Below are 15,191 nucleotides of genomic sequence, written 5' to 3' on the forward strand. Positions count from 1 at the left end.
CATCTGGATCAGGCCATCCTCCCTTGTCGGGTTGATCCGCTTTACTGAACGCTTTTTTCTGGCACACTCTGTGCGATGAAATATCTTGATCTGCCAAACGCACCTGTTGAATCAGCCGATATCCTTATTCTGCCGGTTCCCTATGAGCGGACTGTCACCTACCAGGGAGGTACAGGCCAGGGACCCGCAGCGATTCTCGATGCCAGCAGCCAACTGGAGTTTTATGAAGAGGATGCGGGCTGGTGTCCAAGCCGCCATCTCAAGTCCACGGTGCTGCCATCGGTATGCTTGGATGCAGCAACGGAATCAGAGTTCCATCAACAGCTGTTCCAAACGGTGCAGGAGTTGCCACGGGAGAATCTTTTGATTGCGCTTGGCGGGGAGCACTCGATCACCCCGGAGTTGGTCTATGCCCGGATGCCTGAGGGGGGCACCATCGTACAGATTGACGCCCATGCGGACCTGAGGCCGAGTTACCATGGCTCGGTCTATAACCACGCCTGTCCCATGTACCGGCTCTGGCAGAAGGGTTACTCACTGTTGCAGATCGGTATCCGTTCGCTGCATGAGAGTGAAGCGGAGCTGATCGACAAACAGAGCCGGATCACCAGCTATTTCGACCGACAGCTGTTGCAGTCGGAGGTCTGGCAGGAGCTGCTTGAGCGACTGGCATCGCTGCAAGGTCTGGTCTGGCTGACCATCGATCTGGATGGATTCGATCCGGGGCTGATATCCGGAGTCGGCACACCACAACCAGGGGGGCTGGGCTGGCACCAGGGTGTGACCATTCTGCAAACCCTGTTGAGCAACCCGTCAGTTGAGCTGGCCGGTATGGATATCGTCGAGCTGGTGCCGGAAGCGAACAGAGTCTCGGATATGCTGGCCGCCAAGCTGCTGCAGAAAGGTATCTCCTTCTGGGGTATCAGCCGAGGATTCAATCAACACCCTGAAACGGGTTCTCAGATCGGAGTGGTCGATGAGTAGTAACCATTGGCATCAGCAACAGGCGGAAGCGCTCTACCAGCTCAACCAGTGGGGGAGTGGCTTTTTCACTATTAACGATCAGGGCCACGCGGAGGCGATCACCGACGGTGTTCACCGGATCGATCTGAAAAAACTCTGTGAAGAGCTGGCGGAACAGCAGCTCAAGCCACCGTTGCTGTTACGCTTTTCGGATATGTTGAAACGGCGTATGGATCAGATCAGTAAACGTTTCGATATCGCCATCAACCAGGCGGAATACAGCGGGCGATACTATGGGGTCTATCCGATTAAGGTGAATCAGCAGCGACAGGTCGTGGAGGAGATTGTCGAGTTCGGTGCGGACTACCATTGGGGCCTGGAAGCCGGCTCCAAACCCGAGCTGCACGCCACCCTGGCAATGCTCGAGGATGTGGAGGGGCTGATCATCTGCAACGGCTACAAGGACCAGGAGTTTGTCGATCTGGCGATGATCGGTCTGAAGATGGGCAAGCGGGTCTTTGTGGTGGTGGAAAAGCCCAATGAGCTCGAACTGATTCTCGATGCGGCAGCCCGATTCGAGGTGAAGCCGCTGATCGGACTGCGCTGTCGGATGGCGACCACCAGTAATGGCTTGTGGCACGACTCCGGTGGTGATCACTCAAAGTTCGGCCTCTCACCCCGGGAACTGCTGGAGGCGGTCAGCCGACTCAAACAGCTCGATAAACTCGATTCCCTGCGGCTGCTGCACTTCCACATCGGCAGCCAGGTGCCGCAGATCCGCTATATCAAGGAGGCGATGCAGGAGGCAGCCCGTTACTTTGTCGAAGTGCGCCAGTTGGGCGCGCCCATCGAGTTCATGGACGTGGGGGGTGGATTGGGCGTCAACTATGACGGCAACATCTCCGGCAGTAACTCCTCGGTTGACTACAGCCTGCAGGAGTACGCCAACGATGTGGTGATGGCGTTGAAAAACGTCTGCGATGAGTCGGACCTGCCCTATCCCCATATCATCTCGGAATCGGGTCGCGCCCTGGTGGCCCATCATGCGGTAATGATCGTCGACGTGATCGGCATCACCCGGCGCATAAACGACACCGCGCCGAGAGAGCCTGATGAGGGCAGCCCGGTTCAGCTCCGCCAGCTGTGGGATACCCTGGCCGGATTTGATGAGCTTCTGGCGCGGGAGGCGCTGCACGATGTGACCGCCTATCGGGAGGATATCAACAAGTTGTTTGCCCTGGGACATGCCACACTCTCGGATCGTGCCCATGCGGACGATCTCTATTGGCGGATCATCAGCAAAATCATGACAGCGTTGGATGAGTCGGAGCTGATTCAACTGGAACCCGGGTTGAACTCGAAGATGGCCGATCGCTACTTCTGCAATTTCTCCGTGTTTCAATCCCTGCCGGACAGCTGGGCGATCAATCAGGTGTTTCCGGTGATGCCGATCCACCGGCTCGACGAAGAGCCGGACCGCCAGGCGATACTGGTGGACATCACCTGCGATTCCGATGGCAAGATCGAGGATTTTCCATTGCAAAACGGCATCTCCCCGACTCTGCCGCTACACACCGAGCGGCCCGGGGAGTCCTATCTGCTTGGGATCTTCCTCACCGGTGCCTACCAGGAGATCCTGGGTGATCTGCACAACCTGTTTGGCGATACCCATGCGGTGCATATCCGCATGGACGGTGATCACTATGAGCTTGAGCAGGTGGTGACGGGGGAGTCGGTGGCGGAAGTGCTCGACTATGTCCAGTTCCATGAAAAAGTGCTGCTCGACCGAATGCGTCGTCAACTCCAGGAGGCCCGCCTGCAGGGGCGCATCTCGGCCCGTGAGGCGAACCGTTTTCTACGCTGCTATCAGGAGGGATTGCAGGGCTATACCTACCTGGAGGATGAGTCCCCCGGGGCGGTTTGAACCCTCGCTGCAGGCAGGCTCAAGGCGGCGGAAAGTGAACTATTGGGTCGCCAGGTTAATGGTGACGCCGCTGGTGGGTGGCGGGTGAATGGTATGACCGCAGTTCGCAGGGGCGTTTCCTGCTCAGTTCCCGAACCTCTCTGTGGGTCAGGCCCGGGTGGTTTTTAAGCTGATAGCCTGCAAAATGGAGTTGCAGAATTGCTTCCTGAAGGCTGTTGCGCAGTGAGGAGTTGCTCGAGTCCATGTGTTGCGCCAGCTCTTTCAACGGGATCTCCACATGGCTGCCGCGTACGGCCACAGGCAGTTGCAGCCTTGAAGCCAGGTTCAGCAAGGGATCCAGAGGCGCCACATCCGCCATCTCATGGTGGTGAGCTTTGCCGCTGTAGACCAGTTCCACATCCTTGGGAATGACCTTCAACTGATCCTCGTAGTGGGATGTCAGCTCTTCACTGACATGGGACTCGCCGTTGATCACACCGCGGATGATCTGGGTGATATCCCGGGCAGTGCGACAGCAGGGTTTGTGGGCCAGGATTGCCGCCATCAACCGCCGCTGTTCATTGCTCAGATTCGCTGCCTGATAGCCTGACATATTGAACTGACGCTGGTCGGAGAGGTTACGCAACAGGGCTTCCGTATAGGCGCTATAGCGGGATGTATAGTGAAACAGCTCTTCCGCGCAGCCACCCCAGCCGGGATGACACTCGGGATAGAACAGCCCATCGACATATTTTGCCTGACTAATCATGGTCATACGTATAAGACCTCGATTGAAGTTAAGACTGTGGCAATTGCAATCACTTCTAATGCAAGGATAGAAGGAAAAACAGGTTAGTTAAGGAAGAGTGAAAAACTCCAGTATGGAGAGAGAGTTAGAGTCGCTCTTGTACGCAAGATCCTGGCCAGATCAGGGCAAACCGCAGGCTGTGAAATCCCTGGCAGGCGCCAGGCGCGGTGCAAAGTTTCGGCAGCGCTTCAGGTGAATTTGATAACTATATGATTTATAGTTAAGTTTTTATTTTTCATGGTCGGCTTTGCGGCGGGTGGCATGCACAGGGTGCGGTTGGCAGCACTTCCCGCTATGCCCGAGGTCAAAAAACTCATCGCAAATTGTCTGCCAAGTGAATATTAGGCTACTTTACTGAATGGATCTCCTTTAGAATGCCAGCTTCAGTCAGACAGTCATATCGGATCCGAAATCATTATGAAAAGGATCGCTCATTTTCTGCAGTCACATGATCAGGACAAACTGTAGTAGCAGGGTTAGATGAACGAAATTATTTACAAGATAAAGAACTATATCCGCTCAGCCTGGCGTTTCCGCTGGCAGGCGATTGCCGTTTCCTGGATTGTGGCGCTGATCGGCTGGGCCGTGGTCTTTTCGATGCCCTCGAAATATGAGTCGGAAGCCAAGGTCTATGTGGATACGGAGAGCGTGCTGCGTCCGCTGCTGCAGGGATTGGCTGTACAGAACGACATGAACCAGCGTCTGCATCTGATGACCCGCACTCTGCTGAGTCATGAGAATCTGAAAAAGCTGCTGATGCTGACCGACATGGATCACAAGGCCTCTTCCCGTGAGGAGGAAGAGAAGCTGATCGACTGGTTGAGACAAACCATCGTGGTCGATGTCAATCGCCGCACCATTCCCGGCACCCGGGAGACAGAGAACTTCTACACCATTGCCTTCGAATACGACGACCGCTTCATGGCACAGCGGGTGGTGAAGGTGCTGCTGGATATCTTCGTTGAAAGCGCCCTGGGCGACACCCGCATCGAATCGGATGCGGCCCAGGATTTTTTGCAGAAACAGATCGTCGAGTATGAGTCCCGTCTGGTCGAAGCGGAAAACAAACTGACCGAATTCAAACGCAAAAACGTCGATACCCTGCCCAGGGAGAGTGGCGGCATCTTCGCCCGTCTGGAGTCCGCCCGGGCGGATCTGGAGACGGTTCAGCTGGAGTACAAAGAGGCGAGAATCCGACGGGATGAGCTGAAGAATCAATACAACACAACCCTGGCTGAGGAGCAGCGTCGCCAGGAGAGTCTGGGGCTTTCGGCGGCATCCTCATCACCAATGGGGCAGCGCCTGCTGGCGATGCAGACCCGCCTGGATGAACTGCTGCTGCGCTATACGGATCAGCATCCGAATGTACAGGAGCTGAAATCGAAGATCGAAGAACTGAGAAAGCAGGCCGCCAGTCAACCGGTGACCACGGTGGCTCCGATTTCCAACACCACACCTGGCGTCTCTTCCGCACTGGAAGAGCTGAAGCTTGCCTATCGTCAGTCTGAAGTCGACTTAAGGGCGATACGCCTGCGCAACGATGAGTATCAGGATCGGGTCGACGAGATCAGAAAGAAACTCGATACCCTGCCCAAGGTGGAAGCGGAGCTGACCCGTCTCAACCGCGACTACAACATCAACAAGACGAACTATCAGGAGCTGGTCCAGCGACTCGAATCGGCGAAGATGTCCGAGCGGGCCGACGAGGCGGGCGACAATCTGAAGTTCCGCGTGGTCGAGCCGCCGAAAGTCCCCTTGCTGCCGGTAGGACCCAAACGGCTGCTGTTGACCATTGGCGTGCTGATCGCCGCACTCGGTATCGGTGGCGCCCTGGCCTTCCTGCTGTCTCAGTTGAAACCGGTCTATTTCGACATGCGGACCCTCGGCACCGAGCTCGAGTTTCCGGTAGTGGGTCAGGTCTCAAGAGTTATGACCGATAAAGTGAAGACCAGACGGCGGGTGGCGATCAGTGGCTTCATAACCATGTTCGTCCTGTTGATCCTGCTGTTCATCGGCATTGTTGCCGTCTATATGTTCGGCTTGCGGGACGATATCCTGCTGATCCTCCAGCAGAGTGGACTGTTTGGCAATTAGTCGAGGTCCTCAGGCGTTCAATTCAGAGCCATAGCGGGCAGTGGATTGAGCGCCGGTTTGCAGCGAGCGAGCTGCAAAAGGATCGTCCCACCATTCCTTGATTAAAACGGGGATTTCAGGAGTACTCCCAGGCAGGACTCAGAACCCGAACTTTGATATATTCCGCCTTTGCTCCACGGGTCAGCAGGATCGATCCGGAGCTTTGTGATCGAAGCGCTGTCAATGTCTGTTGCAGCAACCGATGGTGCCACGATTACGGAATCCCGTTGGTAGGATGCACAAATAAAGATAACACCATTAACAGAAGGTTTTCCGCCTGGGGCAATCCAGAGCGCAGTAGAAGAGGGCGATATGTTCAATAAGAGTATGCAGATTCAAGGTTACGATGATGAACTTTGGGCAGCCATTGAGGCCGAAGAGCGTCGTCAGGAAGAGCACATCGAGCTGATAGCGTCTGAAAACTACACCAGCCCTCGGGTGATGCAGGCACAAGGCGGGGTGATGACCAACAAATACGCCGAAGGTTATCCCGCCAAACGTTACTACGGTGGCTGTGAAAATGTGGATGTTGCCGAGCAGCTGGCGATCGACCGGGCCAAAGCCCTGTTCGATGCCGACTATGCCAATGTGCAACCCCACTCCGGCTCCCAGGCCAATGCGGCGGTCTATATGGCGCTTTGTCAGCCGGGGGATACCATCCTCGGTATGAGTCTGGCCCACGGTGGCCATCTGACCCACGGCGCCAAGCCCAACTTCTCCGGCAAGATCTACAACGCGGTGCAGTACGGCCTGAATCCGGAGACCGGCGAGATCGATTACGATGAAGTTGATCGTCTCGCCAGAGAGCACAAGCCGAAGATGATCGTGGCCGGTTTCTCCGCCTACTCACGGGTCGTCGACTGGAAACGATTCCGCGATATTGCCGATGAAATCGGTGCCTATCTGTTTGTCGACATGGCCCATGTGGCCGGTCTGATCGCGGCAGGGCACTACCCCAGCCCGGTGCAGATCGCCGATGTCACTACCACCACCACACATAAAACCCTGCGCGGTCCCCGCGGCGGTCTGATCCTGGCCAAGTCCAATCCAGAGATTGAGAAGAAGCTCAACTCGCTGGTCTTCCCCGGCATTCAGGGTGGTCCGCTGATGCATGTGATCGCTGCCAAGGCGGTGGCCTTCAAAGAGGCGATGGAGCCGGAGTACAAAACCTATCAGCGTCAGGTGATCGACAATGCCCGCGCCATGGCCCAGGTCTTCATGGATCGGGGTTACGATGTGGTTTCCAAGGGCACCGACGACCATCTGTTCCTGGTCAGCTTCATCGAAGCGGGCCTGACCGGTAAGGATGTGGATGCCTGGCTTGGCGCGTCCAACATCACCGTGAATAAAAATGCGGTGCCCAACGATCCCCAGTCACCCTTTGTCACCTCCGGCATTCGGGTCGGCACACCGGCGGTGACCACCCGCGGCTTCAACAAGTCCGAGTGTGTGGAGCTGGCCGGCTGGATGTGCGATGTGATCGATGGCCGGGGCGACGAAGCGGTGATCGAAGCGGTCAAGGCCAAAGTGCTGGACATCTGCGCCAAGCATCCGGTCTATGCCGACTGACCATCAATCCAAACGCAACCGGGTGCTTAACAGGCGCCCGGACTGCCGCAACCGATAAAGAGCGATGCGCTGTCCATTCTGTGGTGCCCAGGATACCAAGGTGATCGACTCCCGCCTGGCGGGAGAGGGTGACCAGATCCGCCGGCGCCGGGAGTGCACGGTCTGCAAAGAGCGCTTCACCACCTACGAAACCGCTGAACTCAATCTCCCCTGGGTCGTCAAGCAGGATGGCAGCCGGGTCCATTTCGATGGCCGCAAACTCCGCGCCGGTATGGATCGGGCTCTGGAGAAGCGGGCCGTCAGTGCCGATCAGGTCGATGCGGCGATCAACCACATCACCCGCAAGCTGATGGCGGGCGGGGAGCGGGAGATCAACTCCCTGGCGATCGGTGAACTGGTGATGGAGGAGCTGAAGCAGCTCGACCAGGTGGCCTATGTGCGCTTCGCCTCGGTCTACCGCAAGTTCGAGGATGTCAACGCCTTCCGCGAAGAGATCGAGCGCCTCGAACAGCAACCCAGCCCGGAGACCCGGCGTCGCCAGATGGATCTGTTGCCTGATGAGGAAAAAAAGTCTTGAGCAGTGATCTCGACCATCGCTATATGGGGCGCGCCATCCAACTGGCGAAGCGGGGCTGGTACACCACCCAGCCCAATCCCAGAGTGGGTTGTGTGCTGGTCAAGGATGGGGAGATCGTCGGTGAGGGCTACCATCGCCGGGCCGGAGAACTCCATGCGGAGCGCAACGCTCTGGCTGATGCGGGAGAGGCGGCCCGGGGCGCCACCGCCTATGTCACCCTGGAACCCTGTTGTCATCAGGGTCGGACTCCACCCTGTACCGAAGGTTTGATCGAGGCGGGGGTCAAACGGGTGGTGGCCGCCATGACCGATCCCAACCCCAAGGTGGCCGGCAAAGGATTCGAACAGTTGAAACAGGCCGGTATCGAGGTCGTCAGCGGCGTACTCGAAACCCAGGCTGCCGCCCTCAATCCCGGTTTCATCAAACGCATGCGACAGGGGCTGCCCTATGTGCGTTGTAAGATGGGCATGAGCCTGGATGGCCGAACCGCCATGGCCAATGGTGAGAGCCAGTGGATCACCTCCGCCGAGTCGCGGGTCGATGTACACAAACTGCGTGCCGCCAGCAACGCCATCCTTACCGGCGTCGGTACCCTGCTCGCGGATGATCCCTCAATGAATGTGCGCATCAGCCACAGTGAACTGGGCATCGATGAGGATCTGCAGATCCCCGGCCCGGTGCGGGTGGTACTCGATCCGCAGCTGCAAACCCCGGCCAGCGCCAGGATGCTGAACCTGCCTGGACAAACTCTGGTGGTCTGCAGCGATGACAATCCGACCCATGGCATCGCTCTGGAGGCGGCCGGGGCTCAGGTGGTTACCGTACCGGCGGTGGAGCAGGGTCTGGATCTGCACGAAGTGCTCCAATTTCTGGCCGACCAGGAGATCAACGAAATCCTGCTGGAGTCGGGAGCGACCCTGGCTGGCGCCATGCTCGAACAGGGACTGGTCGACGAACTGATCATCTACCAGGCACCGCACCTGATGGGCGACTCGGCCCGGGGACTGTTCAGGTTGCCCGGGATTCAGCAGATGTCACAGCGGCTGTCGCTCAACATCACTGATGTGCGACAGATCGGCCCAGATATCCGCATCACCGCCACCCCCCGGATCAACGAGGATAAACCTAGATTCCGCAGTTGACCGCTAAAATCTGACGTAAGGTAATGATTTGCTATATTTATTTATGAATTTCATCATCACCCATCAGGTGAAGCCACTCACGCTACATGGATTTGTGAAAAATCTCAGCGCACCCTGCTGCGTTGTCGTTCTTGTTAAGGGAATCGCCATTAACGGCGAACGACGCCTTGCCGGGTACGCTGAGATTCCACACAAATCCACGTTCAACTACGGATTCTAGGATTTAAGATGTTTACCGGAATCATCCAGGCCATTGGCCATGTGCAGTCACTGGAGAGCCGGGGAGGGGATTTGCGCCTGACAATCGACAGCGGCAATCTTGAACTGGATGATGTGGCGCTGGGTGACAGTATTGCCACCAATGGCATCTGCCTGACCGTCATTGATCTCACTGGGCAGGGATTCAAAGCCGATGTCTCGCGGGAGACGATCAATCTGACCACCCTGCACAAACTCAAAGCGGGAAGCCCGGTCAATCTGGAGAAGGCGCTGACCCTCAATACCCGGCTTGGTGGGCATCTGGTGAGTGGTCATGTGGATGGGGTAGGGGAGATTGTGTCGCGTAGTGATGATGCTCGTTCCATTCGCTTCAGCGTTGCCGCACCCAAGGAACTGGCGAAGTATATCGCCCATAAGGGATCGATCTGTGTTGATGGGGTGAGTCTTACCGTCAATGGCGTTAATGGAGCCCAGTTTGAGCTCAATCTGGTGCCCCATACTCTGCAGGAGACCATTATGGATGGTTACCAGGCAGGGACTCAGGTGAACCTTGAGGTGGATCTGATTGCCCGTTATCTGGAGAGGTTGATGATGGGGGAGGCGGCGGCTGAGATGAATACTGCTGGTGTGACCGAAGCGCTGTTGATGGAGCGAGGGTTTATTAAAGGTCGTTAGTAAAGCCGGCTTACTAATTTTCACCATCTGTTATTCCAACTCAACAATCCACACCCTTCCTCCAGGCGGATACAGGCTTCGGGAGTTACCCGCAGCCATCTCCCAAACTACACAGAAACAAAAATCTCCCCCCATCATCTCCTGATTAACAGGTGAACATATTAACTCTACACATGAAAAGAACGATACGGGATAAGAGCCAATAAACAGAAGAATTACGCGATTTGTCTCAATCAGTGTTTAGTATTACATTTGGACATATACTCAAGAAAATTCTCAACTGATTGAGTGAAAAGGGAAATAATCCAATAGACAGGGAGGTTGTTCTTAAGAAACCTCAACTTCCCAAAAATAGATATAAGGCCAACCAGCCCGGACGTTGTGTTGCATGTGTCCTGTTATTCCACGAATGTGGCAGGAAATAAGGCAGGTTGCCCGCATAATTGTGTGTTTAGGCGGATTAAATGGCAAGATACCTTGGGATAATCGTTAGTTGTACTAAAGGCGTCATAATACGTTATATGTGCCGTCCACATAATACATTTTATGAGCCGTCCACATAATCCACTGTTAGATTATCAGAAAGAGAAATGAGCGCCTCATTCAAATCAGATCTACAAAGCGCCCGAGCGTTTGGTAAAGGTGAATGGAAGAAAGTTATTGAAATTGAAACTGTTGCACTTTCTAAGGAAACGCACAAGCAGTTCAGATATGCAAAGATCGGAATGGCATATGAGAACCTAGAAGATATAAAAAATGCGAAGAAGAACTACGGGCTAGCTATTTCACACGATGAAAGATGCATTCAAGCTCTAGAGGGGCTAGCGAGAGTTTATGTTAAAGAAAACAACCATGACCTTGCATATCAATATGTTCTAAAAGGGCTTCACCTCTCAAGAGACGATGATTATCGAGTATCTAAAGTAGTTAAATATATATTGGCAATAATCATTAAGCTTTTTCGTCCTTCTAGACCATTTTCAAAGGTACTAAAAGAGGCAAAAGATATGGATCAATCTAGGAATAAATGGATTGATTGGGCATTGAAATATAAGGAATGGTATGAATCAAATAACGAACCTTCTAAATATGAATCGTTGCATTAAATCTAACCAGGCCTTACAACGGACGCAGTCGCTGACGCTCCCGCTCCGCTGAAGGCAGCGTTAGACATGAAAATTAAAGTGTGTTCTTACAATGAAGAAACTGGGACATTGACCGTAGGGTTTCCTGGTGATATTGCGAATGACCGGACACATGAATTTTTCGATATACCTGAACACATATATCAATCCTTAATACAGGCATCTGATCCATTAGGGTTCTTTAATGCTAATATTTGGGGAAACCACTATGAAAAACGAGTACATTGGAAAAGCCTGGAGGATTTATTTAGGTACTGCGAAGAACATATAGGTATAGAAAATATTACAAATGTTAATAACCAGGCAGCAGATGGTGATTCACTACTTCATTTAGCAGCATATTGGGGTGATATCGGAGCCATACGTTTATTGTTGGAGAATGGAGCAGAAGTAAATACAAGAGGAGATATGGATTATACACCACTCTATGTAGCAATCAACTCAGGTCATCTTAGAAGCTTTAAATTGTTGTTGGAGGCTGGAGCCGACGTGAATGATACGAATGAATTTGGAACATCATCGTTAAAGCTTGCACTTACCGAAGGTAATGAGGAATTTGGTGAGTTGGTTCGTCAAAGTGTCTAACAAAAACATCAACTTCGCGCCTGTGGCGCCGGATGCTCCTTCGTCGCACCGGTTATGTTAGCGTTATGTGTAAGAGAAAATGGATATTCACTACGTAGGCGTGGGACTCTTATCAGTGGTACTTGCTTTAGTACTAATAAGGCTTCCATTTAAGAAATTGCTTAACAATTTATTTCTAGCCGTAATCTTGTTAATTGGTTTATTTGTATTAATTGAAATCTTTGCTGGGAATAGTACAGAAGCCGCAAAAATGGTAACCCCATCAAAATCAAGCAGTGCTTTTGCTTTAGCTCACTCATATCTTGTAGCTTGCGTAGTTAGTCTTGTATATAAATCAATCAGGATGGTAACTGAAACTAAATCTCATAATGAAACTGATAGTCACACATAACCAGGCGCTCGTGTTGGACGCTTGCTTCGCAAGCGCCCCACAGCTATAACGTTAGTTGCCACACTTATACAAGAATCGGAGAGCACATGGAGATCACTATCGAAACTGAAGTAAAAGCATCACCTTCCTCCGTATGGGAAGCGTGGGTTACTCCCGAAGACATTGTGAAATGGAATTTCGCTATCGACGAATGGTGCTGCCCAAGGGCAGCAATAAATCTAGAAATTGGTGGAACCTTTAATTATCGAATGGAAGCAAAAGATGGCTCAATGGGTTTCGATTTTGAAGGCGTATTTACCAAGATCGTGCCAAACGACTCAATTCACTTTAAACTTGAAGATGAAAGAGTGGTCACAGTTGACTTCATAAACAAATACAAGGACACTCACCATTTGAAAAGATTATTCATGTGAGATAGAGTTAAAAAACATACACGGAATGTATAAAAGCCAAGGAGCCGGCAATGACGATATCGCGCAAGCAACAGATCTGTCTCGAAGAAACCCCCTATTATCATTGTATATCCCGCTGTGTTCGACGTGCCTTTCTTTGTGGAGAGGATGAGTTAACCGGCCGTAGCTTTGAACACCGTAGAGATTGGATAGTGGAGAAGCTCAAGCAACTTGACGGGGTATTCTCTATCTCTATCTGCGCCTATGCCGTGATGCACAACCACACCCATACTGTTTTGAAAGTCGATCGAGAGTCTGCTTTAAATTGGTGTGATGATGAAGTGATATACCGATGGACCAAGCTCTACAAACCAAGCCCTATCGTTGATCGATACCTGAATGGCGTAAAGCTAACAAAGGCCGAATTGGATGTGATTGCCAAAGATATTGAGAAGTGGCGGCACAGACTCTACGATATCAGCTGGTTCATGCGCAATCTCAATGAAGGTATCGCAAGGAAAGCCAATGAAGAGGATGGTTGTACTGGGAAGTTCTGGGAGGGTAGGTTCAAAAGCCAGGCTCTTCTCGACGATGCGGCGCTATTAACCTGTATGAGTTATGTTGATCTTAACCCGATACGGGCAAACATAGCCGATAAACCCGAAGAATCAGATTTTACATCCATACAAGATCGCATCAGACATTATCAAAAAGCACTTGAGCAAACAGGGAATCGTATTGAAGCAGCTATTTTAGCGCCAAAGCACTTAGAACCGTTAGTTGGTGGCGAGCATCAAAACAAAATGTCAGGCTTAAACTTTAGCCTGTCAGACTACCTTGAGCTAACCGATTGGGCAGGAAGAGCCATCAGAGAGGAGAAATCCGGTGCTATTCCCTCAGAACTGGCACCAATCCTGGAGCGGTTGAATATCGACTCGAGAGCCTGGCTTGATAGCGTAAAAAACTATGGCAAAAACTACACCACGGTCATAGGAACACGGGAAGGTATTAAGCAGTTTACTCAAGCCATAGGCAGAGGCAGAAAGTGGTTCTGCACGAGTGGGTATTCGTTGCAGATCTATCAGACATCACCTGCCTGATATCCTTCAAACCCAGCCTGGGTCATACATGCCAATAAAATAGTTTTGGCAGGAAGTTTCTAGCTCCTTGTTCGGGAAATCCATACCTATATCACTCAACTAGATGGCGATCACCGACAAAACCTCCTGAATTTGTCGATTGGGACCATTGTTTTCCAACAGAAATAAATGGAAATGGGGAGTTGGCTTTTTCCTCCCAAATGATGCCTGTCCTCACTTCCTCTCAATGATGCCTGTCCTCACTTCCCTGCTCACTTCCTCTTCTCGATAAGTTTCCGCTGACGACATATATGAACAGCATATTGCAGAAAAATTACCATTTGATGACAGTTCCCTCAGGTCGTCGTCTCTTTAACAATATTCGAGTAACCTACTCAACTCAGTAATATGGAGTCACCTTTGCTGGCGAGGTTTGGCCTCTCTTGTGGCCGGATCGCCAGCCCGTATGCAGGATGTTTGGCCTTCAGCGGTTGGTTTTGGAGTAGAGATGAGAAAGATTGTCGGTCCCCTTTTAACAGGGTTGTTGGTGGTGGGTGTCGCTGCCGCTATCTATGTTTCTGCCGATAAACAGTTGAGCCAGCTCAACAAGGTCACAGTGCGCGGCTTGATCGGCTCGGAAAAGCTGGCCTTTTTTCAGGATCCACGGGTGATCGAAGCCTTTGCAAACAAGGGTCTCGAGGTTGAGGTGAAGAAGTCCGGATCGCGGGAAATCGCCACCCGGCACGATCTCAATAACTGGGATTTTGCCTTTCCCGCCGGTGTGCCGGCCGCAGAGAAGATCTCCAGGGAGAACCAGGCCCGCAAAAGTTACCAGGTGGCCTTTACGCCAATGGTGGTTGCCTCCTGGGAGTCGATCGCCAAAATCCTCGAAGCCAACGGCATCGCCAGGTTGCGGGACAATATCTACTACCTGATCGACATGAAGAAACTGCTCGAAATCATCGAGCAGGGTAAACGCTGGACCGATCTGCCACAGAATGAGAGTTACCAGGCCAGAAAATCGATTCTGATCAACTCTACCGATATCCGCCGCTCCAACTCTGCGGCCATGTATCTCGCTCTGGCCTCCTATCTATTCAACGATGAAGCGGTTGTGGAGAACACTACGCAGGCTGATGCACTGGTGGATCGGTTGGCCAATCTGTTCATCCGCCAGGGCTATACGGAGCACAGCTCCGCCGTTCCCTTCAACGACTATCTGATCATGGGGATCGGTAAGGCGCCGATGGTTATGGCCTATGAGGCCCAGTATCTCTATGCGGCCAGTCAGAGTCAGCTGAGAGGGGATATGCGGCTGCTCTATCCAGAACCGACTCTCTACACCAAGCATGTGCTGGTGGCGCTCAGCGAGCCAGGAGAGCAGTTCGGTCAGGTACTGACCACGGATCCGACCCTGCAAGGTTTGATGATCGAACATGGCTGGCGTAACAGCGACAGGGCGGGGTTCGACAGCTTCATCCAATCCCGCAAACTGCAGGTTCCAGCCAGCCTGGTAAACGTGATTGAACCACCCAGTTATGAAGTGATCGAGTCGATGATACAGACCATCGAACGGGATCACTATGGCGGCGCACACTAATCAATCAAAC

The 15,191-nt window shown here is 52.7% G+C and carries 13 protein-coding genes; 12 read left to right on the forward strand and 1 reads right to left on the reverse strand.

Translation table 11 applies throughout. The features are described 5' to 3' along the window. Window positions 1–75 precede the first annotated feature (75 nt). Together speB and speA are read left to right on the forward strand one after the other, a co-directional pair. Entirely contained in the window at window positions 76–984 is a 909-nt protein-coding gene (speB, locus tag A3193_RS04740; RefSeq protein WP_069014210.1) for an agmatinase, read from the forward strand. Further along, window positions 977–2,887 carry a biosynthetic arginine decarboxylase gene (gene speA, locus A3193_RS04745; RefSeq protein ID WP_069014211.1) on the forward strand — a complete coding sequence of 637 codons (1,911 nt, stop codon included), beginning with the start codon at window positions 977–979 and terminating at the stop codon, window positions 2,885–2,887. The genes speB and speA overlap by 8 nt, the downstream gene beginning before the upstream one ends. A gap of 55 nt (window positions 2,888–2,942) precedes the next feature. On the opposite strand, the gene A3193_RS04750 is transcribed toward speA, so the two are convergent. Then, entirely contained in the window at window positions 2,943–3,641 is a 699-nt protein-coding gene (locus tag A3193_RS04750) for a hypothetical protein (protein ID WP_069014212.1), read from the reverse strand. Between the two features lie 513 nt (window positions 3,642–4,154). Here A3193_RS04750 and A3193_RS04755 point away from each other — a divergent pair. The 10 genes from A3193_RS04755 to A3193_RS04800 all read left to right on the forward strand — a co-directional run bounded on the left by A3193_RS04755 (window position 4,155) and on the right by A3193_RS04800 (window position 15,181). Further along, complete coding sequence (locus A3193_RS04755) at window positions 4,155–5,768, forward strand: XrtA system polysaccharide chain length determinant (protein WP_069005045.1); 1,614 nt, start codon at window positions 4,155–4,157, stop codon at window positions 5,766–5,768. Window positions 5,769–6,119: 351 nt separating this feature from the next. Next, window positions 6,120–7,376, forward strand: coding sequence for a serine hydroxymethyltransferase (gene glyA / locus A3193_RS04760; protein WP_069005046.1), 1,257 nt, complete (start codon window positions 6,120–6,122; stop codon window positions 7,374–7,376). Between the two features lie 64 nt (window positions 7,377–7,440). Next, entirely contained in the window at window positions 7,441–7,953 is a 513-nt protein-coding gene (nrdR, locus tag A3193_RS04765) for a transcriptional regulator NrdR (protein ID WP_068995753.1), read from the forward strand. Next, entirely contained in the window at window positions 7,950–9,095 is a 1,146-nt protein-coding gene (ribD, locus tag A3193_RS04770) for a bifunctional diaminohydroxyphosphoribosylaminopyrimidine deaminase/5-amino-6-(5-phosphoribosylamino)uracil reductase RibD (RefSeq protein ID WP_320408975.1), read from the forward strand. Before nrdR ends, ribD begins: the two co-directional genes overlap by 4 nt. A 228-nt stretch (window positions 9,096–9,323) precedes the next feature. After that, a complete protein-coding gene (locus A3193_RS04775; RefSeq protein ID WP_069014213.1) occupies window positions 9,324–9,989 on the forward strand; it encodes a riboflavin synthase in 666 nt (221 codons plus the stop codon). A gap of 590 nt (window positions 9,990–10,579) precedes the next feature. Then, entirely contained in the window at window positions 10,580–11,095 is a 516-nt protein-coding gene (locus tag A3193_RS04780; protein WP_069014214.1) for a tetratricopeptide repeat protein, read from the forward strand. 66 nt (window positions 11,096–11,161) lie between these two features. Next, the gene (locus A3193_RS04785; RefSeq protein WP_069014215.1) at window positions 11,162–11,719 is read left to right on the forward strand and encodes an ankyrin repeat domain-containing protein; all 558 of its coding nucleotides are present in this window, start codon (window positions 11,162–11,164) and stop codon (window positions 11,717–11,719) included. Window positions 11,720–12,196: 477 nt separating this feature from the next. Then, on the forward strand, window positions 12,197–12,523 hold the full coding sequence (locus A3193_RS04790) for an SRPBCC domain-containing protein (protein ID WP_083218563.1): 327 nt from the start codon (window positions 12,197–12,199) through the stop codon (window positions 12,521–12,523). Between the two features lie 50 nt (window positions 12,524–12,573). Further along, window positions 12,574–13,602: a transposase gene (locus A3193_RS04795; protein ID WP_069014216.1), complete on the forward strand. Its 1,029-nt coding sequence runs from the start codon at window positions 12,574–12,576 to the stop codon at window positions 13,600–13,602. 487 nt (window positions 13,603–14,089) lie between these two features. After that, entirely contained in the window at window positions 14,090–15,181 is a 1,092-nt protein-coding gene (locus A3193_RS04800) for a hypothetical protein (protein ID WP_069005053.1), read from the forward strand. The last annotated feature ends 10 nt before the right edge of the window (window positions 15,182–15,191 follow it).

Origin of the sequence: Candidatus Thiodiazotropha endoloripes (assembly GCF_001708965.1) — a bacterium.
Lineage (GTDB): Bacteria > Pseudomonadota > Gammaproteobacteria > Chromatiales > Chromatiaceae > Thiodiazotropha > Thiodiazotropha endoloripes.